13 protein-coding genes are annotated in these 23,333 nt (G+C 48.2%); 5 read left to right on the forward strand and 8 right to left on the reverse strand.

Going from position 1 to position 23,333, the window contains the following annotated elements; all coding sequences use genetic code 11:
- The first annotated feature begins 1 nt into the window (after nucleotide 1).
- The gene (locus BUA83_RS09850; protein ID WP_072936097.1) at nucleotides 2-1,069 is read left to right on the forward strand and encodes an ABC transporter ATP-binding protein; all 1,068 of its coding nucleotides are present in this window, start codon (nucleotides 2-4) and stop codon (nucleotides 1,067-1,069) included.
- A 72-nt stretch (nucleotides 1,070-1,141) separates the two neighbouring features.
- On the opposite strand, the gene BUA83_RS09855 is transcribed toward BUA83_RS09850, so the two are convergent.
- Nucleotides 1,142-2,395 (reverse strand): ATP-binding protein, encoded by a 1,254-nt coding sequence (locus BUA83_RS09855; protein WP_072936099.1) that lies wholly within the window; start codon nucleotides 2,393-2,395, stop codon nucleotides 1,142-1,144.
- A gap of 122 nt (nucleotides 2,396-2,517) precedes the next feature.
- Between BUA83_RS09855 and BUA83_RS09860 the strand changes: the two genes are divergently transcribed.
- Nucleotides 2,518-2,709 carry a TOBE domain-containing protein gene (locus BUA83_RS09860; protein ID WP_072936100.1) on the forward strand — a complete coding sequence of 64 codons (192 nt, stop codon included), beginning with the start codon at nucleotides 2,518-2,520 and terminating at the stop codon, nucleotides 2,707-2,709.
- A gap of 50 nt (nucleotides 2,710-2,759) precedes the next feature.
- On the opposite strand, the gene BUA83_RS09865 is transcribed toward BUA83_RS09860, so the two are convergent.
- The 6 genes from BUA83_RS09865 to BUA83_RS09890 form a co-directional block, all read right to left on the reverse strand.
- Nucleotides 2,760-4,172, reverse strand: a complete 1,413-nt coding sequence (locus BUA83_RS09865) for a protein O-GlcNAcase (RefSeq protein WP_072936102.1) — start codon at nucleotides 4,170-4,172, stop codon at nucleotides 2,760-2,762.
- Between the two features lie 320 nt (nucleotides 4,173-4,492).
- On the reverse strand, nucleotides 4,493-5,050 hold the full coding sequence (locus tag BUA83_RS09870) for a gamma carbonic anhydrase family protein (protein ID WP_072936105.1): 558 nt from the start codon (nucleotides 5,048-5,050) through the stop codon (nucleotides 4,493-4,495).
- A gap of 83 nt (nucleotides 5,051-5,133) precedes the next feature.
- Nucleotides 5,134-5,529: a cytidine deaminase gene (locus BUA83_RS09875; protein WP_072936106.1), complete on the reverse strand. Its 396-nt coding sequence runs from the start codon at nucleotides 5,527-5,529 to the stop codon at nucleotides 5,134-5,136.
- A gap of 14 nt (nucleotides 5,530-5,543) precedes the next feature.
- Nucleotides 5,544-6,869, reverse strand: a complete 1,326-nt coding sequence (locus BUA83_RS09880) for a thymidine phosphorylase (protein WP_072936108.1) — start codon at nucleotides 6,867-6,869, stop codon at nucleotides 5,544-5,546.
- Between the two features lie 17 nt (nucleotides 6,870-6,886).
- Entirely contained in the window at nucleotides 6,887-8,065 is a 1,179-nt protein-coding gene (locus BUA83_RS09885; RefSeq protein ID WP_072936110.1) for a phosphopentomutase, read from the reverse strand.
- 3 nt (nucleotides 8,066-8,068) lie between these two features.
- Entirely contained in the window at nucleotides 8,069-8,599 is a 531-nt protein-coding gene (locus BUA83_RS09890; protein ID WP_072936111.1) for a GNAT family N-acetyltransferase, read from the reverse strand.
- Nucleotides 8,600-8,763: 164 nt separating this feature from the next.
- Here BUA83_RS09890 and BUA83_RS09895 point away from each other — a divergent pair, with 164 nt between their 5' ends.
- Complete coding sequence (locus BUA83_RS09895) at nucleotides 8,764-9,825, forward strand: mechanosensitive ion channel family protein (protein WP_072936114.1); 1,062 nt, start codon at nucleotides 8,764-8,766, stop codon at nucleotides 9,823-9,825.
- A 168-nt stretch (nucleotides 9,826-9,993) separates the two neighbouring features.
- On the opposite strand, the gene BUA83_RS09900 is transcribed toward BUA83_RS09895, so the two are convergent.
- A complete protein-coding gene (locus BUA83_RS09900; protein ID WP_159430513.1) occupies nucleotides 9,994-16,833 on the reverse strand; it encodes a hypothetical protein in 6,840 nt (2,279 codons plus the stop codon).
- 2,459 nt (nucleotides 16,834-19,292) lie between these two features.
- On the opposite strand from BUA83_RS09900, the gene BUA83_RS09910 reads away from it, so the two are divergent.
- Together BUA83_RS09910 and BUA83_RS09915 are read left to right on the forward strand one after the other, a co-directional pair.
- Nucleotides 19,293-20,642: an ATP-binding protein gene (locus BUA83_RS09910; RefSeq protein WP_072936120.1), complete on the forward strand. Its 1,350-nt coding sequence runs from the start codon at nucleotides 19,293-19,295 to the stop codon at nucleotides 20,640-20,642.
- A 401-nt stretch (nucleotides 20,643-21,043) separates the two neighbouring features.
- Nucleotides 21,044-23,311, forward strand: a complete 2,268-nt coding sequence (locus BUA83_RS09915) for an anaerobic ribonucleoside triphosphate reductase (RefSeq protein ID WP_234988317.1) — start codon at nucleotides 21,044-21,046, stop codon at nucleotides 23,309-23,311.
- Nucleotides 23,312-23,333 lie beyond the last annotated feature (22 nt).

Genomic DNA, 23,333 nt, shown 5'->3' on the forward strand with positions numbered 1-23,333 from the left:
AGTGTCATACGTACGTTTAGTAAATGTAACCAAGCGCTTCGGTGATGTCACTGCAGTAGACAACCTCAACTACGAAATCGGAAAAGGCGAATGCTTCTCCATGCTCGGTCCCTCCGGATGTGGAAAGACAACGACCCTCCGGATGGTAGCCGGCTTCGAGGACCTTTCCGACGGTGAGGTATGGGTAGGCGACCGCCTGCTGTCCTCCCCGAAGAAAAATCACTATGTTCCGCCCGAAAAGCGCAACTTCGGTATGGTGTTCCAGGCATTTGCAGTATGGCCGCACCTTTCCGTATATGAAAATGTCGCATTCCCTCTCCGCATCCGTAAGCTGGATGAAAAGGAAATCGATCAGCGCACTATGGACGCGCTGAAAGCGACGAACCTTGTCAAAGCAAAGGACGAAAGCCCGGATTTCCTTTCCGGCGGCGGTAAGCAGCGAGTTGCTCTCGCCCGCGCGCTGGCAATCAATCCTGATGTCATGCTCCTTGACGAGCCGCTCTCCAGCCTTGACCCGCATCTCCGTGAGGAAATGCGTTTCGAAATCAAGGACCTGCAGCAGAAATACGGATTTTCCATCATCTACGTAACACATGACCAGTCAGAGGCTATGGCCCTCTCGGACCGTATCCTCGTAATGAAGCTGGGTGTGGTACAGCAGATTGATACGCCGCTGAACATCTATAACAACCCGGCGAACAAATTCGTATTCAGCTTCATCGGTCTGTCGAACTTCCTGTCGGTGAAGAACGACGGAAGCCTCGTACTGCCGAACCACGAAGGCAATATCCCGCAGAGCTTCACTCTTCCGGAACGCCTTGTTGGCGAAGCTGACCTTTCTCTCGCAAGCCGTCCTTCCGAAATCGACTTCACCACCATGGAAGACCCCGAAGGTCTCCACGGTGTCGTAACGAGAAAAGCATTCCTCGGAGAGATTGTCGATTATCAGATTAAGATTGGCGACCAGTTCATGCGCGTTCAGAAGAGCCGCAGAGACAAAGGCCCCGAGCCCGGTGAAAACTGCGCGCTCCACCTTCTCCGCCCCTTCTGGTACGCGGAAAACGAATAATACATGTAAACATAAAAATGGAGCTGCCAAGAGCAGCTCCATTTTTATGTTTGTGGCATATATTTATTTACTTTACATTTTTGAGTATTTTGTTCCTCGTCCTTTTCCAATCTTCTGAATATGTTTACCGGCTACAAGCACCTTTAAAACTCTTATTACCTTATCCCTGCTCCATGACAGCCTTTCAGCAATTTCGCTGCTGCTGTACCTCATTCCGTTATCAAACAGGTCGAGTACAGCCTGTTCATCAACCGTTACTGAAAAATTACTTTTTTTCACAGGCAGGAAAACAGTAATTGAATTGTCCGTAACAGTAAAGGTCGGTTTAGTCTTATATTCCTTGTATGTCTCCCGAATTCTTCTTATACCTGTTCCAAACATTTCAATGTAGTGTAATCTGAAAAACAGATTCCCAATTACCGGATTCCTCAAGGAAGAAATACTTCCGTTAAGATACTCCTCCACAGTCATTCCATTTGGAAGTCCCCCCGGTGAAGAAACATCTATATGGTCCGCAAACATAGAAATTCGAATATTGGCATTAACATCCCACGTCCTGTGAACTATGGCATTTGCAACTGCTTCACGAAATGCCGCTTCGGGAATCAGTTCAACTGTTTCCCGGGTAATGCCGGTAATTTGCTCATATTGATAATACCTTTTATATACTTTCACCGCTTGTTCAAACTGCTCAAGTATGGATACTCCAGCTATTGTTTCTCTGTCAAGAATCTCACTGATACTATTTCCAAATCTGGCAATATCTATCCCCGGAAACGAATTTTCATCTGAAATCAGTGCTGCGGCATTCGTATATTGATCCTTTTCCAGCATCAATCCTAATGTTTTTACGGTATCTTCTGTAATCTTCGTGACGCCAAGTTTCTCTTGTAATATCTGCTCCAAATAATTAAATGTCAGCTTTTTTTCTTTGCAGGGTAACGATTCGAAATAAAGATTGCTGCCTTCCAGCGTCAATCTCTTTAACTCAATCTGATCTACTTCTACTGTTGCTGTGCCATTTCTTTTATATGCTTTTCCTTTATAAAGGTATGGCTTAAACTTCCCCTCTTCTACTTCAAGGGTAATTACCTTCGTTCGCCTGTTTACTGATAAGCTATAGTTTGGTTTTGGTGAAATAGAGTCATTGATTTTGTTTTCTATGTTCAGACAAACCTCATCAGGGTTTTTAACCCCTAGATTTTCGCCATTGTCTGATACTCCAAAGAGAATTTTTCCCTGTCCATAATTAGCAAATGCGCTTACCGTTTTCAAAAACGTACTGGTTATATCGGATTTGAATTCTAACGCTCTGCTCTCTCTCATTAACTTTTCCTCCTTCCACTACAAATTATTATAAAAATAATGCAGCATAAATGCAACGATAATTTTTTCGTTGCAAAATAGTATGCCATAAATGCGACGCATTTTTTTTCGTTGTAAAAATAATGGAAGACCCTGAAGGCCTCCACGGTGTCGTAACGAGAAAAGCATTCCTCGGAGAAATTGTCGATTATCAGATTAAGATTGGCGACCAGTTCATGCGTGTTCAGAAGAGCCGCAGAGACAAAGGCCCCGAGCCCGGTGAAAACTGCGCGCTCCACCTTCTCCGCCCCTTCTGGTACGCAGAAAACGAATAAGCCCCATATCAAGGAACCCCCTGCCGCAATGCTGTGGCAGGGGGTTCTGTTTAACTTGAATCTTTTTCCGTGTACCGCAGAGCTTCCTCGATAAAAGCACGGCAGACTGATTCGGAGAGCTTTGTTTTATCTTCCTTGTCCATTATTTCTTTTAATTTTCCCCGAAGTCTTCTTTCCATCTTTTTCGCATTTTTCTCATCGCCCTTCCGCCTCGCATCAAGCATATCGAGCGCAAGGCTGTCAGCTGCGGCAAGACGCGCCAAATGTTTCAGATGGCCCTTGCATTCGCGGCGCTGCGTATCCGGCAGCCTTTTTCGCAGTATATCAGCCGCCTCTTTAATTGCCACAAATTTTTCACGAAGCCCGGCAAGGCAAATGTCAGCATCAGTGCCTTTTGACCACGCATTCCAGAAATCGTTCATATCTGCACGCAGCATATCATCATCATTACGTCCAATACGCGCCCAGCTGTTTTCCATGTGCTGGCTCTGCGCAGCAAAAAGCTCCATCTGCGGCGATAGCGCACCGTACTGCTCCATGATTGCCTTTTTCCATGCAGTCTCCGGATTATAGCCGTCCGGGTCAATAGCATACTCCGCTCCTGCAGCAAGAGCGATTTTCGACAACTCCGGCGCAGGCATAGGATTAAAAAAGATTGCCGGAATTCCGGAATCCTTTGGCAATACTTCTACGGGACCAAGCGCAAGTTTTTCCGGCATGTAGTCATTGACCGGGTAATTCCACCAAAGACCGGGCTTACGTCCATAAATACGGGCTGCACTATTAACAGTCTCCGCAGACAGTTCTCCTATTGCAACTCCATCCCCGGTAAAAAGCAATATCACTTCTTTAGGCAATCCTTTTGCAAAATCCCTGGTATATGCATTTATCTCTCCTGCTTTCTGCATATCCGACAGAAAATATTCCGTCGGCACAGTCATTAGATGAGAGACATCTCCATGTGCCGCTACAAAATGCTCCTCAAGCCAGCGAAGAAGCTCTGCCTGCCCGGTGCCGTTCTTTTCTTCGATGTCATCAAAAAATACAGCAAAATCCCGTACACCTATGGAATAAACGGATTCCATTTTTTCCAGGAGCTTTTTCCGATCAGCCGCTCCATGCAGCAGGCTGTATGAAAAATCCAATCCCGGCGAAATCGCAAAAATGAATTTAATATTATTCGCCCGCGACACCCGAACAAGAGCCTCTATTTTTTTCATTTGCGCTTTTGGATATGGTTCGCGCCATTTTTCCCTATGATATGGATCATCCTTCGGTGCGTAAATATATGAGTTGAGTCCATGTGTTCCACAAAATTCTATCATGTCAATACGCTGTTCCTGTGTCCACGGACGTCCATAAAAGCCCTCGACAATCCCACGCACAGGAATTGGCTCAGCGAAACCCTTTCCCTGGAGCAAAACCACGAGCAGCAGACAACCCACAATTTTTTTCATATTCATACATTTATCCCCTTAAAAGCAATCATCCTAATACGTATCAATAACTTTTTCCGTCACCCGCACGAAAAATATTCTTTCAAAAAGGTGTTGTGGAAAATAACCTTTAGGAATATCCGGTCGAACCTTTTCAAGTTCATCCCAAAAATTCTTTTTCAGATTCTGTCAGGGGAGATATCTTGAGGTGTAATTCGATGACCATATACACAACTCGAAAGATGGCTACCGCTTCCTAATTGAGATATGAAAGAAATAACAGACAGCAAGCATATAATAGAAGGACCGTATACCCAAAAGTATGCGGTCCTCCTATTACATACGGCTCAGATAATCTTTTCCCCGTGATAAACTTCGCCTTCAATGTCCGGTTTGACACCATAGCCTATGGCCCACTCGGATTTATATTTAATTGCCTGTGCGTGGATTGCATCCATGCGGTCATGGGTGCGGATAACCTTGCCCGGAACACCCACAACAAGTGAATTCGGCGGAACTACCATATTTTCACTTACCAGAGCGCCTGCGGCAATTATGGAGCCACGGCCGATTTTCGCACCCGTAAGAATCGTTGCGTTCATTCCAACAAGAACATGGTCCTCAATCTCACAGCCATGGACGCATGCGCAGTGTCCGATTGTTACATAATCTCCGATGATGCACGGATTGTCATCAGCAACATGAAGACATGTAAGATCCTGCACGTTGGAGCATTCACCTACGGAAATATAGTTAACATCGCCACGGGCAACGACTCCCGGCCAAAGGCTGGAATGTTTTCCTACACGGACATCTCCCGAGAGAAATACCTGCGGAGCAACAAATGCCTCGTCATGAATCTTTGGCGATTTTCCCTGAAAAGCATTACTTTTTAATGTGTACACAGCTCATACCTCCTGCTATTTACATTATTTATTATCTGCAATTTTAGTATAACTTATATTTAAGGAAAAACAATGAAAATTTCTCATTCCATATTTTCTTTTGAAAAAGCCTTTGGCAAAAGCTCCCCTATCGTCATTTCCTCCGTATCTCCGTTGAGATTCGACATTATAATGCGCGATACACCGAATTCAGCCATAACCTGAAGGCAGGAACCGCAGGGAGCAGCAGGATTCGGGGAATCAGATACGACAGCTATGGCATCAAACTCGGTTTCTCCTGATGAAACTGCCCGATAAATTGCCGTGCGCTCCGCACACATGGTTGATGAGAACGAACTGTTCTCTATGTTGCAGCCACCGTACATCTTTCCGTCCTTTGTCCTTATTGCCGCGCCAACCTTGAAATTCGAGTAAGGCGCGTAAGCAAATCCTCTGACACGGGCTGCCTCGTCCAATAAAGCCTTATCTTCCTCAGTCATGCTGTGTTCCTCCTTCACTCATACCATTCTGTTTTGTCCTTTTCAACTCTTGCCAATACCTCTCCCATACACTCAGGCTTTTCATCTTCCCAGAAAACAGCCTTTTGAAGTGTTGCCTTTGCAGCAGGAAGTCTTGTCTCGTCATTTGCATAAAGTGTGATGTAGGGTTCTCCCTTTCTGACAAAATCGCCGGTCTTTTTATGCAGGTATATCCCGGCTGCCATGTCAAGGGTATCTCCCAGTTTTTCGCGGCCCGCGCCAAGCTGCATGGATGCGATTCCTATTTTTTCCGCGTCCATACCTCCAAGATAGCATTCCCTTTCCGCCACCAGTGTTTCCTCTACTGATGCCTTCGGGAAACGTGATGTATCCTCAAGATAGGAAATGTTTCCACCCTGTGCCTCAACCATCTCAAGGAGCTTCTTGTAGGCACTTCCGTCTTCAAGAACACTCTCTGCCATTTTGCGGCAGGCCTTGCGGCCTCCTTTTTCTGAGAGGTAAATCATATCTGCCGCAAGCGCCAGCGATACCTCCCGAAGATCCGCAGGGCCTCCGCCCTTCAAAACCTCAACGGCCTCCTTAACCTCTATGGAATTTCCAACGGCACGGCCCAGAGGTGCATCCATATTGGTAATCAGCGCAACTGTACGGCGTCCGGCAGATTCACCGATGTCCACCATTGTCTGCGCAAGCTCCACAGCCTCGCTTTTCATTTTCATGAAGGCTCCGCTTCCGACCGTAACATCCAGAAGTATCGCATCGCTGCCTGCCGCCAGCTTCTTGCTCATTATGGACGAAGCGATAAGAGGAATGCTGTCCACGCTGCCCGTTACATCCCTCAGAGCATACATGAGTTTATCCGCGGGAGCAAGCTCGGCAGACTGTCCTATTACGGAAAGCCCGTATTTTTTTACATTTTCGCGGAACTTTTTTTCGCTCAGCTCTGTACGAAAGCCGGGGATTGATTCAAGCTTGTCCAGCGTTCCTCCGGTATGCCCGAGTCCCCGGCCGCTCATTTTCGCAACTACGCAGCCGCAGGCGGCGGCAATGGGTGCCACTATAAGCGTCGTCTTGTCCCCGACACCGCCTGTACTGTGCTTATCGACCTTTATTCCGGGAATATCCGAAAGGTCTACCGTATCTCCGGACCGAAGCATCGCCATTGTGAGGGATGAGGTTTCTTCATTATCCATTCCCTGAAACCATACCGCCATGAGCCATGCGGACATCTGCTCCACGGGAATTTCCCCTTTGGTAAAGCCTTCGACGATGAAGCCTATTTCTTCCGCCGACAATGCTTCCCCCCGTTTTTTCTTAACGATAAGGTCGTACATGCGCATAACGCAGGCCTCCCGATTTAATGTTTAATCTTCGACCAGAAGCTTGTACCCGGAGTTTTCAGCTCTACTCCGAACATCTCCGCAACGGTTGCCGCTACATCAGCAAAGGTCGGGCGCGTACCCAGGTCAACCCCTGCCTTTATGCCTTCCCCGTAAACCAGCAGCGGAACATATTCACGGGTGTGGTCTGTCCCCGCGGCCCCCGGGTCGCAGCCGTGGTCTGCTGTAATCATGAGGATATCATCCTTCTTCATGCGTTCGCAGAACGTACCGAGCTGACGGTCAAATACCGTCGCCGCATGCGCGTATCCGTCTATGTCACGGCGGTGTCCGTATTTCATATCAAAATCCACGAGGTTCGTGAAGCAGAGTCCCGTGAAATCCTCATCAAGCACGGCGATTGTCTTTTCCATTCCGTCTTCGTTGCCGTCCATAGGAATGTGACGCCCTACGCCCTTTCCTGCAAAGATGTCACGGATTTTTCCGACACCGATTGTAGAGAAGCCTGCCTTCGAAAGGGCATCCAGCATTGTATCAACAGGCGGCACCAGCGAATAGTCGTGGCGTCCCGATGTGCGTGTGTATTTCGGCCATGTACCCACAAACGGACGGGCAATGACTCTGCCAACGCCCCAAGGGCCCTGCATTACCTCTCTTGCCTTCAGGCATGCTTCATAAAGCTGTTCCTCTGAAAGGACGCTGTTATGCGCCGCAATCTGCAGCACGCTGTCAGCCGATGTGTAGACGATAAGGGCGCCTGTTTCTATGTGCTCGCGGCCGAAATCATGGATAACCTGTGTCCCGGAATACGGCTTGTTGCAGAGCACCTTTCTTCCGAGAGCTTTTTCAAGCGCATCTATGCACTCCTTCGGGAATCCATCCGGAAAGAGCGGCATTCCCTGCTCCGACACGATGCCTGCAATTTCCCAGTGCCCTGTAGTCGTATCCTTTCCACGGGATTTTTCCTGCAGACGTGCGAAGGCTGCCTTTGGATGCTCAACGCGCATGCCCACATCCACGCCCTCAATATTGAAAAGTCCCATGTGGGCAAGATGCGGTGCCGCAAATTCCTTTGAATGAAGAATGGTCTGGAGAGTATGGCATTCTCCGTCGCCAAACTCCGCCGCGTCCGGCTCTGCTCCTATGCCGAAGCTGTCAAGAACAATAATAAAAAGCCGTTTTGGCTGTGTAGTCATAAGTTATTCCCCCTTCGATTTTTTCCTCGCAAAATATTCCCGGTCAAGAATAGCAAGTATCACAAGATTTTCGTATTTCCCGTTCACCAGCATGGTCTCACGCAAAAGAGCCTCACGCTGAAGCCCTGCTGCCTCGTAAACATGCAGGGCACGTTCGTTGTAATCCTTGCAGTCCAGCCAGCCCCGATGAAACTTCATATCCTCAAAGGACCACTCCTCAAGAAGCTCCATCGTCTCATGCCCGTAGCCCCTGCCCTTGGCATCAATAATGACCTTTCTCCACTCCACCTCATGGTCAGGGTTGTTAAGGTTGCCTATCATCAAAAAGCCCACAGCGTTCCCTGTATCCTTCTCCTCCACGATAAAATGAACCATGGACTCGCTGTTGAGACCTTTTTCGTGTACTTCTCTGGACTCAGGAAGAATAAACCGCACGTTTTCCGGACGGTTTTCCGCTTCCATAATATAATCAAGATCCTTGAGCTCCGCCACACGCAGTCTGAGCCTTTTTCCTTCCTTCACAATCTTTCCCAAGTATTTCGCCTCCTGAAACCTCTCTCTTTCTATTTAGACAAAAACACGAAAATTCCTGCCTTCTCTTTTTCTTTTTCTATATATATACTAAAATATAAATATATAAATAACATGAAATTCTTTTCTACGATTAAAATTCATCTGTTTTTAAGGAGGAACTTAATTTGACCGATACTTTATTCGGCATTATCATCGACTGGCAGCTTATAAAGGATGCCCTTCTGCTTCCGGCATTAATCCTTGGACTGTCGCTTGTCGTCGGCTTTGCCCTTAACTCTTTTCTGAAGCACTATATAAACACACATCTGGACATCCCACAGGACAGCGCTCTTGCTTTTTTCCTCGCCGCAGTGAAGGGACTTCCGCGGCTCTGGTGCTTTGGCATAGGCGTTTACTGGACCATACGCACGCTGAACATGCCTGAGCCTGTGGAGCAGCTTCTTTCATATGCTCTCTTTGCCATCATAGTTTTCTCCATCACACGGGTTGCCGCCCGCGTCGCGGAGCATGTGATGCAGATTCACACACAGGCTTTGACGAGCACGAACTCCTCCAGTACACTGCTTTCAAATTTCGTAAATCTCACAGTATACAGCTTCGGCCTCGTGATAATATTGGGCTACTTCGGCATATCAATAGCTCCAATCCTGACGGCTCTCGGTGTCGGAGGTCTTGCCGTAGCTCTCGGACTTCAGGATTCTCTCGCAAACCTCTTCGCAGGACTTCATCTTATACTTTCAAAGCAGGTCTGCATAGGCGACCACATCAGTCTTGCCTCCGGAGAAACAGGAGAGGTCGTCGACATACGCTGGCGCTACACAATCCTGAAAACCGTGACAAATAATACTATCATAATACCTAACAAGAGCATTTCATCAGTCATACTTACAAACTTCGATTCACCAAGCCCCCATCTGGCGATTGTAATTCCCGTCGGCGTAAGCTACGACAGCGACCTTGAGCAGGTGGAGAGAGTCACCCTCGAGGTTGCCCGGAACGCCATGCAGGAGGTCGTCGGAGACTCCGGCGAAACCATCGGAGAGCCGAAGGTATTCTTTCACACCTTCGGAGATTCCTCCATCAACTTCGATGTCATTCTGCATGCCAAACAGCTGTCCAACAAAAACATGCTCAAGCACGTCTTCATAAAGGACCTCACAAAGAGATACCGGGAGGAAAATATAACAATCCCGTATCCGATAAGAACGATTCTGCAGGATAAATAATCCAAAACGAAGCTGTCGCAAGGCGTCGCATAATTAAATACTAATAATCACAGCCCCACTATTTTCATTACCATTTTTACATCACTTACGACAAAAAAAGGAGCAGTCAATAATGCCTTGGCATTATATAACTGCTCCTTTTTCATGCTCTTAATACACTTAATACTCTTAGAACGCGAAGTTCATGGACACGCCGCCCTTGAAGCCCTTCTTGTGGCCTGCGTAGCCTGTCATATCGAGGCTCAGGCTCCACGGGGAATCCGCCGACTCCTTGAAGGTCGCACCCAGCTCAAGTCTTGCGCTTCCGCCGCTTGTGTCAGCTCCGCGGATTGTCATTCCGTTTACGCTGCCCTCTGCCTTGCCGTCGAATTCATGCTCATAGGAAAGGTCTCCGTAGAAGTTCCATTTGTCACGCTTCATGGTGTATCTTGCACCCGCACGGAGGATATGGCTGTTTACAGCATCAAGGTCATATTTGTCCCCGTCTGCCGTAAAGTCAATTCCGTTCTTATGGTTGAAGAAGTATCTGCCGTAGACCTCAACAGTATCGCCGTTCTTCACTGCTACCTGCTTTCCTGCTCCCAGATGGAAGCCCAGGTAATTCGAGCGCTCATTGTAGCCGTAGGTCTGGTCTCCTGCGCGGAGAAGATTCGATGTATCTTCGCGGACACTGCCCACACGGATGCTTCCCTCATAGTAGAGTCCGTCCTTGTTCGTAATTCTTCCGAGAAGTCCGCCGCCTGTGTAGTCTACCTTGCCGTCGCCGCGCTCAGCGCCGTTGTGCGTGGTGAAGCTGCCCTTGCCGTGCTCCACGAATGCGCCGTAGTCAATGGTGGAGTTTCCCTTCTCCGTCTTCTTGCCGACGGAGACGATTCCGTTCCACATATTGACGTTCACATGGCTGCCCGTCTCCTGCTCGATGGAGCTTCCGCCCAGTTTGGCGTAGGAGTATACACCGTCTGCTCCGATGTTTTCCTTGCGGAACATTCTTTCTGTCGCGGAGTTGATGAAGTCGTTTCCTGCGTTAATAGCAACCATGCCTGCCTCGGATGCCATGACCGTGTTGTGTGTCTGCTCGCTGAGGCCGACGCTCTCTATCTCATAGAGTACATTGCCTGTTGTCGCATCCTTTGTGACTTTTCCTGTACCCGTCAGGGCCGTACCCATAGTGTACTCGGAAGCCTCTGTTACAGTCGCTGCCTTGTTTGCTGCGCTGCTCTGGTCGAGAAGCGTCATGGTGTCGCCCTTGGAGACCTTCGTTGCTCCGCTGAAGGCTATGTTGGACGCGCTTACGGTTGCATGTGAGAGGTCGCTTGCGGTGCCGTCGCTTATTGTGACAGCAGCCTTGCTTGTGCTCCACGGTGCCGCCTTGAAGTTCACCGTCTCAAAGTTTGAGATGTTCTTTACGCTCTGTCCTCCGCCTGTCCATGCGGAGGCTGCGCCAACGTTCAGTATGTTGCCGGTGTATTCCTTGTTGCCGCCGAAGAGTCCTGTGCTTGAAATATCTGCAGTACCGGAAAGGTTCACCGTGTTGTTCTTTGTTGTGCCGCTCTCACTGTAGCCGCCGTATACTCCGCCGTCGATGGTAAGACCGCCCAGTGTTGAGGATGCAAAGGTATTGCCCAGCACTGTTCCGCCGCTGAGGTTTACGGTGTTGCTGTCAGCCGCAGTGGTGCCGCCGTAACCGCCGATTACGCTGCCGTTTACTGTGCCGCCTGTCATGGTAACAATATTTCCCGCAGCAGTTTCTTCTGCAAATGCACCAAAGGCATGCTCCTGCACCGTGCCGTTCGCAACCGTAACGGTATTGTTCACAGCCTCCGCGCAGCCGCCGCCGATGATACCGAGAACTGTTCCGTCCTCAAAATTGACACTGTCTTCAGAGGAGCGTATTTTGCTCTTGCCGCCGTAGAGATAATCCCGTATATTGACATTTCTTGCTGTTACCGTGTTATTCGAAGCAGTGCCTGTCTCGCTGTAGCCGCCGTAGACAGCTCCATCTACCGTACCGCCTGTGACCTCCGCGGTATTGGAGGATGCCTCGCCGCTGCCGCTCTTTCCGCCGTAGACGTTTCCTTTAACGTCGCTGTTCGTGACGCTTGCGGTGTTGGAGGTGACATCTCCGCCGCTCTTTCCGCCGTAGACATTTCCGTCTACCTCACCGCCGGAAACATTTGCCGTGTTCTGTACAGATGTTCCGTTTGTGCTTGAGCCGCCTGTTACGTCTCCGCCTACCTTGCTTCCGCCTGTGACGTTTGCAGTGTTGCCTGTGGTATTTCCGCCGTCGGAATGTCCACCCATGACGTCACCCTCGACCTCACTGCCGCCTTTGACGTTTGCAGTGTTTCCGGTGGACGGGCCGTTGTCGCTCCTGCCTCCGATTACGTCACCGCCTGTGCCGTCGTCATTGGTCTTGATCTTTGCGCCGTTCTCTACATTGGTTTCGTTCTCCTTGGCAGTACCATTTCCTGTAGCCTCGCCGCCTGTTACGTCTCCCTTCTTTTCGCCGCCGCTTACATCGCCGCCTTCTTTGATGGCATCCTTATCTGCCGCAGGAGCTTCGTCTGTTCCGCGGTCAACCACATACCAGAGCTTTCCGCCTTCCCAGTATGCATGGCCTTTGCCTGTCTTGCCGTTGGAGAGGGTAAATACTCCGCCTCTTGTCTTGTTTACGCTGTCGCCGAAGTTGGAGACAAGCTCCATTTTATCTCCTGCAGAGAGGGAATCCATTCCGCTGAAGGTAATGTTAGAAGCATCTACAACAGCTTTGGTGAATACTTCTGTGCCTTCGCGTGTGTAACCGCTTCCCCAGCCAACAGTACTGAAGTTAAGTCCCATTGCGGAGTTGTCTGCTACGGTGTAGAGAACATTTCCGCCCGACGCGGAGACATTTCCTGTTACTTTTCCGTCTACGCTGAGTCCTGCAGCCTTTTCGTAGGAGTAGTTGTTTGCCCCTGCTTCCTTACCTGCTATGTCGTTTAATGTTCCGTTGCCCTTGAGGAGCGTCATGGAGTCTCCGACTGCTGCGCCCTTCTTCTGATCCTGTGTCATGGAGATGGAGAAGCTGCCCGTGTTCAGCGTGCTTACATTGCTGTAGTCGTAGAATGCTCCGCTCTTATCGAGATAGACGCCGTCCTTTGTATATACAGCGCTTCCCAGAACTATGCTTGAAATACTTGCAGCGCCTACACGGTAAATAAGACTCTGCCCGTCGTCGCTGGCAATGACACCCTTCGCCTGCTGTCCCGAAAGGGTAATACCGCTGTCCGTCTCGCTGTATGTGCCCGACGGCTTGTATTTTATGCTGTCGTCTATTTTCGCATTGGTAAAGAAGTCGTCTACATTCGAAAGCAGTATTGTGTAATCTGCTACCGCTCCTGTTGGTGGCTGAGTAAATCCGCTTCCCGTGACAGATATTCCTTCCGTATTCTTCGTCCAGTGATTTGTTGAAACATTATAAGGAGTCCCGTTGTAGTCCCAGTTGGAAATATTAACGCTATCGACACTCTTGCCCGTTACACTGTATTTGACTTTCTCTGACTCTGTTGTGACATTTCCTGTGACCGTACCGCCGATAGTCACACCGTTAGCTGCATTGTAACCAACGGACTGACTGCGCGGCGAGCCTGTAACAGTAAGACCGTTTCCAAGGCCTGTCGCATTGGAAATAAGCGTAGTACCGCTTGTCCCCGGGTTAAGGCTGTTAATAGTGTCATTGTCAAAGGTAAATGTGAGCTTGGACGCGTCAATGCCTCCGTTGCCTACGTTATTGAAATCGTATGCAGCGGACATATTACGGGACGTACCCCATGTCATGCCGCCCAAATCTACTTTGTCCACCTTCGTATGCTCTGCTTTATAAAGGAGTTTCTTCTTATCCGTGTCATCTACCTTTACGCCGCCGGACTTCATACCCGAAAGAGTAACTCCCTCGACCTCGTCTCCCGAGACGCGCTCGTTGTCCTTGTATGCCTTTGTTCCCGTCACATTTCCAAACTCAAGGCCGTCTCCTGTGAGTGTCATGATAGTCGTATCTGTAGAAGGTGTTGTGGTAAAGACTCCCGCATCTACATCAATACCGCCGCCTGATGTGCTTGGCCCCCAGCTGCTATCTATGGTTACGCCTGAACCCTTCCAGCCTGTAAGGTCTAACTTATCCAGACTCTTTCCTGTGACCTTATAATCCACCGTTCCCGTCGTGCCTGTGGAAGACGTGGACACATCACCCGTCAGCGTACCCGTGAGCTTTATGCCCTGAGTGCTGTCGGTATAGCTTACCGTCTGACTGCGAGGCGAACCTGATACAAGAATATCTCCTCCGAGATTTTTCGCACCTGTAAGAAGCGACCATGTTGTGTCCTTTGCCACAGTATTAACAGTATCTCCTGTAAAAGTAAAGCTCAGATTATTTGCATTGACCGATGTCACTCCTCCGAAATCATAGTTGGTTTCTGCCGCACGTCCCGTGCCCCATGTCATGCCTCCGAGGTCAATGCTTGTGGCATTTTTTGTCTCAACTTTATATGTCAGCTTTTTGCTGTCGTCGGATTTCTTGATACCTCCGGACTTTGTACCCGAAAGTGTTACGCCGTTCTTCTCATCTCCGCTGAAAGACCCTCCTTCGCTATATGCCTTGTCGCCTGTTACCTCACCGAAAACAAGACTGCCTGTCGGATCAAGCGTGAAAATATCTACGTCTCCACCTGTAGTCGGCGTATCAAAATTTCCCGTATCTACAGCTATTCCCGTGGTTGTCCCCGGTTCCCAGCTTGTATCGATGTTTCCCACTGCCGTGCCGTTCCAGTTAGAAAGGTCAACATTTTCCAGAGTTTTTCCTGTTACTGTATATTCTACCTTTCCTACCCCTGCTGTAGCAGATGTAGAGACTGTTCCTGTCATAGTACCGGACAGCTTCACGCCTGTTCCATCTGTATAGCTGATAGACTGGCTGTGAGGTGTGCCCGTCACAGTAAGATTTGCAGCTAAGTTTGTGGCATCTGAAAGAAGTGCAATAGTATCATTTTTCTTTACGGTGTTTGCACTGTCAGGCGACTTAAATCCAGTAAAGTTCAGGTTTGAAGCATCCACTCCTGTAGTATTTGCAAAATTATAAGAGGTGTCTACTGTGCGCCCATCGCCCCAGGTCACATCCCCAAGGGAGACACTTCGCGTATCCATTGCCCCTGCAAAAAATTGCAGTTTTGCACCGTCATCTGATGCCTTAACACCGCCACTCTTATAGCCAGTAAGGGTGACACCCTTATCTATATCATCAACAAGCTCTGTTCCCGGATTATATTTTTTATTTCCCTTAATTTGGTTATCGTTAAAGAATCCTGCAGTTGCGGTAATAATATCCTTATTCGAAGTCGGATTTGTAAAATTATCAGCGTTGATGGACTCGTTCCCTGTTCCTCCGGTCAGCCCTGATGACCAACCATCATCCAGAGTAATGCCCGTACCCGTCCACCCTGCAAGGTCAACCGATGTAAGAGTACCGCTGTTAAGTGTATATTTAACATTACCGCCTGAAACAGATAAATCACCTGTTGCCGTACCATTTAAAGTCATTCCGTTGGTGGTAACTTTAGCATTGACTACACCCTTACCTTCTCCAATGGGTTCAACATGACCATTAGTTATATTAGTCGCTCCGGAAAGAAGTGTCATGGACTGCCCGGTTCCTGCCAATGGATCTGCAGTGAACGTGGTCGTACCACTAAATGTTAATCCGGACGCATCAATTGCCGTATTTCCATCAAAAGAAAACGTATTGGCAGCAACAACACGTGCGGCAGTAGACGAATTCCACGCCACCGTCCCAAGCGTCACTTTCGAAACACTATCGGCATTTTTATAGACAATGTCATGATTGCTGTTTGCCACATACATTGATTGTTTATTCTTGTATGTAAATGCCACATCGGTCCTCGTCTCAGCAGTGGACTCCTCGTCTTCCTTAACTGTTTGTTCTGCTGTGGTAAGACCATTAATTACAGTTTCTTCTGTATCGCCATTTTTACGTACAACTTTTATACCCGAGAAATCAGTTCCGGCATGGAAAAGTGTCATGGTTCCTGTAGAAGCATCATCTGCAAGAGTAAAGTCCGTAATATCTATTTTATCAGGTCTATTATTGGTAGAATCGTTACCTTTAGTGATTTTTCCTGTGGTCGTAAATGCCGCAGTATTGCCGGGTGTAAATTGCACACCTTCCGTAACTTTAAGTACCTGAAAACACATAGCGTTAGTAGAACCAAGATTAATACCATTAGTGCCGATACTCAGGACGTTGTTTGTCGATTTGTTCGCACCCGAAGTATTCCCGCCCCAAAGTTCTTTTATAGTTCCTGTAAATTGCCCATTTATGGCAACAGTATTACCATCTGCTGCACCCCCAGAAGTGGACTGACCACCCATTATCCAATCTATATCGAAATTTCCGCCTTCGATAATAACACTGTTACCGATTACATCGCCAGAACTCTGCCCCCCCCGTATTTTACCAGCACTATCACCCCTAATAGTTACAACACAGCCTCTTACGGACGATGTGCTACCAGAGGAGCAAAAGCCGCCAATGATACTCCCTACGTTACCACCATTAACGATAACAGTACAATTTTCAACAGTACCACCAACTTTCGTATTATACCCGCAATACAATTGAGGAAGTTTTCCTGAGCCGGCACTGACAACTACGTGACGATTTTTAAAACTTGTAGCAGAACCAACTGCTGCAGAAAGTATACATGAATTTGTGTAATAGTCATTTCCGGTGTACGAAAAAGTCACCGTATCGCCCTCACTCTGAGTAGATGGGTGAACAACATCTTGGCTCTCCACACGCGTTTTAGTCAGCCCCGACCCCGGTGCAGACGATGGACCACTAGCATTATAGCTACCACCTTCCGCCACAGGCGAAAAAAACATTCCATTGCTCAGCATAAGGCCCGTCAATATCAATGAAGTAAGTTTTCTTTCCCGCTCTCTTTCTTTCCTGCTCATGATGTAATACCCCCTCTATGTTCATGATATTTTGTACAAGTTACCCAATACAAAAAGCCTTCCCTCATAAGACAGAGCAGCCCAAAGGCTCACCTGTCCCTGAAGAAAGGCTTATACGTTTCCTTTTATGGTTGTGGATAAAGTGCTTTACCGAGGTACGGTTGTACCCCCCCGAAGGACATTTTCAGACATGAAAAAAGCGCAGGAAATCACTGCTGCCGCCTGTAAAGTCCATGTCTTCATGCTCTCCCTCTCCTTCCGTGGAGTGTAATGATAACTAAAATTATATTTATATGTAAAAATTCGACACAGACAACAAAAATCCTTCTTAATATAATAGAAATATTCTTAAAATTTCATTTGGGAATTATTTTTTGAAATCGGATTATTTTTTAGATTTCGCCACATCTAAACACAGTATGCGACGGGGCGTCGCCCCTTCGCCCTTCCCCACCGCAGGAACTACGTTCCCGCTGGACACCCTCCTTTTTTAACGCTTCGCTTTTTTCCTTTTCCCGCGGCCAGCTCTATTCTATGGCTATATTGCACGTCGCCCGCGAATCTACTGTCGTGGTAGAGCCGATTAGCGGCTGGCGTTACATAGAAGCTATGTGGCTTTACGTCGAGCTAAATGCGTCAGCTCTATACCATAGGCTTACCACTAATCAACTTCAGTAATACAGTAAAGACGCGGGAGACGGAGTGTGCAGCCTGCCACGAGTGTAACGCCGCGGGTTCCCTGAGCGACGTGAGGAGCGGTTAAAGGGGGCCATGGGGGACTCCCCCCATGTGGGGAAGCCAGAAGGGGCAAAGCCCCGTCTGAAAGAAATTTATGGCTAAAACGTGCATCAAATATATGGAAGTTATTTGTGGAAATCAGATAAATATCTTTAGACTTCGCTACATCACTCCCTCCGCCACGCTACGCGTGCCACCTCCCTCTCTGAGGGAGGCTCTTATGCCCCCTTCCGGGAGGGTGTCAACATGCCGGTGGCATGTTGGCTTACAGCCGAAGGCTGTCGGGGGGAGTAAGCGCAATGGGACTTGCCATGTCCGAAACTTGTACGAAAGCTGAAACGAGTATAACTTATTTGCCGAAATATAAAGCTTATCACTAATCAGCTTCACCAATACAGTAACGACGCGGGAGACGGAGTGTGCAGCTTACCACGAGTGTAACGCCGCGGGTTCCCCGAGCCGTCAGGCGGTTAAAGGGGGCCATGGGGGACTCCCCCCATGTGGGGAAGCCAGAAGGGGCAAAGCCCCGTCTGAGAGAAATTTATGGCTAAAACGTGCATCAAATATATGGAAGTTATTTGTGGAGATCAGATAAATATCTTTAGACTTCGCTACATCACTCCCTCCGACGCTACGCGCCACCTCCCTCCAGGAGGGAGGCAGTTAAAAGCCCCCATCTTTGAGGGGGGTGGCAGCCGAAGGCTGTCGGGGGGAGCAATCGCGACGAGCATTAAAGCTGAAACAAATATAGAAAATATAGGACTAAATTTAGCCAATAGGATAAAAATTTTTGGACATGTTATAGCCCAATACAGTATGCGACGGGGCGTCGCCCCTTCGCCCTTCCCCACCGCAGGAACTACGTTCCCGCTAAGTTGACATGCCCCCGGCATGTCAACACCTACCTTCAACGCTTCGCTTTTTTCCTTTTCCCGCGGCCAGCTCTATTCACTCCCTCCGTCACGCTACGCGTGCCACCTCCCTCCGTGAGGGAGGCTCTTATGCGCGTCAACCCGCGAATTTACTGTCGTGGTAGAGCCAATCAGGAGCAGAGCTTTACATTGAACTAAATGCGTCAGCTATGTCATTGGCTTTACCGCTAATCAGCTTCACCAATACAGTTACGACGCGGGAGACGGAGTGTGCAGCCTGCCACGAGTGTAACGCCGCGGGTTCCCCGAGCCGTCAGGCGGTTAAAGGGGGCCATGGGGGTCTCCCCCCATGTGGGGAAGCCAGAAGGGGCAAAGCCCCGTCTGAGAGAAATTTATGGCTAAAACGTGCATAGAATATATGAGAGTTATTTGTGGAAATCAGATAAATATCTTTAGACTTCGCTACATCACTCCCTCCGTCACGCTTTCAACGTGCCAAGCCAACATGCCACCGGCATGTTGACACCTCAAAGAGCACTCCCTCCGACGCTACGCGCCACCTCCCTCTAAGAGGGAGGCAGTTAAAAGCCCCCTTCTGGGAGGGGGGTGGCAGTTATGCACGTCAGCCCGCGAATTTACTGTCGTGGCAGGGCCAGTTTGTGGTTAGCTTTAAATAGAAGTAAATGTGCCAGCTATATCATGTGCAAACCTCCTTAACCATAAAAAAGGGGCTGTGAAATAGTCTTGGATAAAATTTTGAGTAAGTACAAACAGCGAAAAATGTGATATGATATAACAAACAACAATGAATTTTGTGATTTTAGCAACAAAAACATGGAGAATTTTGTGATGAAGCGATTAAGACGAAAAATAGATACCATTCTACTGGAATGGGCTGCAAACAAAGAACATATGCCGCTTATCATCAAGGGAGCACGGCAAATAGGCAAGACAGAGGCAATAAGCCACTTTGCCGGTCAACACTACCGGAATGTCGTTGCCATAAACTTTGTCCTGCAAAAGGAATACCGCAGCATCTTCGATAATGGTTATGAAGTGGATGCTGTCCTGAGGAATATTTCTTTTTTGAATCCTGCCTTGAAAATAGAGCCGGGCAATACGCTGATTTTCTTTGATGAAATTCAGGCGTGTCCGGATTGTGCTACCAGCCTGAAGGCCTTCAAGCTGGATGGAAGATATGATGTCATATGTTCAGGCTCCCTTATGGGTATCAGTTATCAGGAGATTGAATCCAATAGCGTAGGTTATAAGGAAGATTTCACAATGTATCCGCTGGATTTTGAGGAATACTTGTGGGGCAAGGGATATTCAGATGAACAGGTGGAAATGCTGTATCATCATATGAAGGAATTGGAGCCGCTTCCCGGTACAGCTATGTCTGTACTGCGTGAAGCATTTCGTGAGTATCTTATTCTTGGCGGTATGCCGGCGGTAGTGTGGTCGTTCATTCAGAAAGGCAATTACAGCGGCACACTTGCCATCCAAAAACAGCTGCTTTTAGACTACGAGGAAGACATTACAAAGTATGCCCAAGGGTTAGATCAGACGAAAATCCTGAACGTCTATCGTAAGATACCGGTATTCCTTGGCAAAGATAACAAGAAATTTCAGATTTCCAAGGTCGCCCATGGAGCAAGAAGCCGTGAATATGTTGGCGTACCCGACTGGCTGAAAAACGCAGGTATTGTCAATATCTGTTATTGCCTGGAGCACCCTGAATTACCGTTGAAGGGTAACTTTGACCCTGACAATTATCGAATGTATTTTGGCGATACAGGCCTGCTTATTGCTTCATTGGATGATGAAGCTCAGGCGGATTTACGCAAAAACAAAAACTTTGGTGTTTACAAGGGAGCCTTATTTGAAAATATTGTGGCGCAGATGCTGGCTGCGCAAGGTTATGGGCTGTACTTTTTCCGCAACAGAAAGGCTACTATGGAAATGGATTTCTTCATCCGCGATGCAGACTCGTTGATTCCTGTGGAGGTTAAGGCAAAGAATGGAGCAACAAAATCTTTGAATTCCTTGATTGATAATGCTGATTATCCTGATATCAGATACGGAATAAAATTGTGTGATATGAATATCGGCTGTAATGATAAGTTCATAACATTCCCGTATGCACTAACGTTCTTATTAAAGCGTTGGATCATGGAACGAATACAGGACAGTAAGTAATGATGCCGGTTCCACAAACTGAAGGGGCTGCTTAAGTGATTTCTCACTCAGGCAGCAGTCCCTTTTTCCGCCCAATACTTTTTTGAAATTTTTTTGATTTCGTTGCAGGAGCAAAATAAATCAGGGCCTTTTTTCCTTTTATTTTTCCACAATTCAAAAATATTATGCACATGCATAGCTGTGGATAAAGTGGATAACTTTTTAGGAAATTGATTTTTTCTTATATTTGCGCCATTTCATAAAAGCCTGAAAATCTTTTTGATTGTGGATAACTTTATATACCCGAATACCCATATATAGACTCAATCGTTGACCTTCCCCACTATATATTGTATAATCCAATCAGATTGACCAAGAAAGAACGCGGCAGTCTGCCGCAGGGGGAATAGAGGCGAGTTTTATTGACAAAAATAAAGCAGATTCGCAAGCGAAACGGAGACGTTGCTGTATTTGATGTGGAGAAAATTACCAACGCCATCCGCAAAGCCAACATGGAATCCACGGACCATACTTTTACGGAGAAGGAGCTGGCGGCACTAACCAAAAATGTTATTGAGCAGGTAGCCGACAAGGAAATCCCCGGCGTAGAGTATATCCAGGATGCTGTTGAGCGTGCACTTATCAAGAAGAACTACGCGTCCACAGCAAAGGCTTACATTCTTTACCGCGCAGCACACACAAGAATCCGCGAGGCAGAGGTTGACCTCATGGATATCTATGACGAGCTGACCTACAAAAACGCGAAGGATGCGGACCTGAAGCGTGAGAACGCTAACATTGATGCCGACACTGCAATGGGCACAATGCTGAAATACGGCTCAGAGGGTTCAAAGTATTTCATAACACACCGTATTCTTCCGAAGGATATCGCGGCTGCTCACCTGAACGGCGACATTCACATCCATGACATGGATTTCTACATGCTCACGGAAACCTGCTGTCAGATTGACCTTTTGAAGCTGTTCAAGAACGGCTTTTCTACCGGTCACGGCTGCCTGCGGGAGCCTAACGACATCCGCTCCTATGCGGCGCTCGGCTGTATCGCGATTCAGGCGAACCAGAACGAAATGCACGGCGGCCAGTCGATTCCGAACTTCGACTACTCCATGGCTCCGGGCGTAAGAAAGACGTTCAAAAAGCAGTATTTCGCACACCTGGCCGAGTATTTCTGTGCCATGTTCGGCATGAAGCTTGAGGACGCGACTCTTCTCGCCAAGGAAATCAAAAACCGTATAACACTCGAAATCACACTCGGAAATGTTGATACATATAAGCAGAGAGTGATGGAATTTCTGCCGGCACATCAGGCTCGCCACGGTTTCCAGACCATAACGGCTGAAAACGCGGCAAAGGCTCACGATTTTGCTGTACAGACAGCCATTGCATCCACTGACCACGCTACATATCAGGCAATGGAGGCTTTCATCCACAATCTTAACACGATGAACTCCCGCGCCGGTGCACAGGTTCCATTCAGCTCCGTAAACTACGGAACGGATACTTCTCCTGAGGCACGCATGGTCATGAAAAATCTGCTCAAGGCTACATCAGCAGGTCTCGGTGAGGGTGAAACCCCGATTTTCCCTGTCCAGATTTTCAAGGTCAAGGAGGGTGTCAACTACAATCCGGGAGACCCGAATTACGATATTTTCCAGGAGGCAATCAAGACAAGCGCAAAGCGGCTGTTCCCGAATTTCAGCTTCCTTGATGCTCCCTTCAATAAACAGTATTATCACGCAGGGAACTACGACTCCGAGGTGGCGTACATGGGCTGCCGCACGCGAGTCATGGGCAACGTCTACGACCCGAACCGTGAGGTCACAAGCGGCCGCGGAAACCTAAGCTTTACAAGCGTAAATCTTCCGCGTCTTGCCATCGAAGCAAAGGGCGACCTTGACGAGTTCTACAAGGGTCTTGATGAAATGACGGACCTCATCATACGCCAGCTTCTGCACCGCTTTAAGATTCAGTGCTCGAAGAAATGCAGAAACTATCCGTTCCTCATGGGACAGGGCGTATGGATTGATTCCGAAAAGCTCGGGCCTGATGATTCAGTCGCTGAGATTCTGAAGCACGGTACGCTTACCATGGGCTTCATCGGTCTCGCAGAATGTCTCACAGCACTCATTGGAAAGCATCACGGCGAATCCGATAAGGCTCAGCGCCTCGGTCTCGCTATCGTCAGCCACATGCGCAAGCGTATGGACGAGGAATCAAAGCGCACAGGACTGAATTTCGGTCTTATCGCAACTCCTGCAGAGGGACTTTCCGGACGCTTCCTGCGTATTGACCGCCAGCGTTACGGCAAAATCAAGGGCGTAACGGACCGCGCTTACTACACAAACAGCTTCCATGTCCCTGTGTATTTCCCGATTGCGGCTGCGAAGAAAATCCAGATTGAAGGACCATACCACAATCTGACAAACGCAGGCCACATCAGCTACGTAGAGATGGACGGAGATCCTTCGAAGAACCTCAAGGCCTTCGAAGCAATTATCCGCTGCATGCACGATAACGGCATCGGTTACGGCTCCGTAAATCATCCGGTAGACAGAGATCCGGTCTGCGGCTATAACGGAATTATTGATAATGTATGTCCGCGCTGCGGAAGAAGCGCAGAGGAGCACCATCACCATATAGTCATCCCCCGCGCATCCTGCTGCGACTGAAAATAAAATTGAAAGGAAGGAC

Source organism: Schwartzia succinivorans DSM 10502 (assembly GCF_900129225.1).
GTDB lineage: Bacteria > Bacillota > Negativicutes > Selenomonadales > Selenomonadaceae > Schwartzia > Schwartzia succinivorans.

Bases quoted from the DNA above. Each gene is read 5' to 3' on its own strand.
- BUA83_RS09900 (WP_159430513.1), bottom strand. From the start codon at position 16,833: ATGAGCAGGAAAGAAAGAGAGCGGGAAAGAAAACTTACTTCATTGATA.
- BUA83_RS09880 (WP_072936108.1), bottom strand. From the start codon at position 6,869: ATGCGCATGTACGACCTTATCGTTAAGAAAAAACGGGGGGAAGCATTG.
- BUA83_RS09885 (WP_072936110.1), bottom strand. From the start codon at position 8,065: ATGACTACACAGCCAAAACGGCTTTTTATTATTGTTCTTGACAGCTTC.
- BUA83_RS09910 (WP_072936120.1), top strand. From the start codon at position 19,293: ATGAAGCGATTAAGACGAAAAATAGATACCATTCTACTGGAATGGGCT.
- BUA83_RS09860 (WP_072936100.1), top strand. From the start codon at position 2,518: ATGGAAGACCCTGAAGGCCTCCACGGTGTCGTAACGAGAAAAGCATTC.
- BUA83_RS09855 (WP_072936099.1), bottom strand. From the start codon at position 2,395: ATGAGAGAGAGCAGAGCGTTAGAATTCAAATCCGATATAACCAGTACG.
- BUA83_RS09875 (WP_072936106.1), bottom strand. From the start codon at position 5,529: ATGACTGAGGAAGATAAGGCTTTATTGGACGAGGCAGCCCGTGTCAGA.
- BUA83_RS09865 (WP_072936102.1), bottom strand. From the start codon at position 4,172: ATGAATATGAAAAAAATTGTGGGTTGTCTGCTGCTCGTGGTTTTGCTC.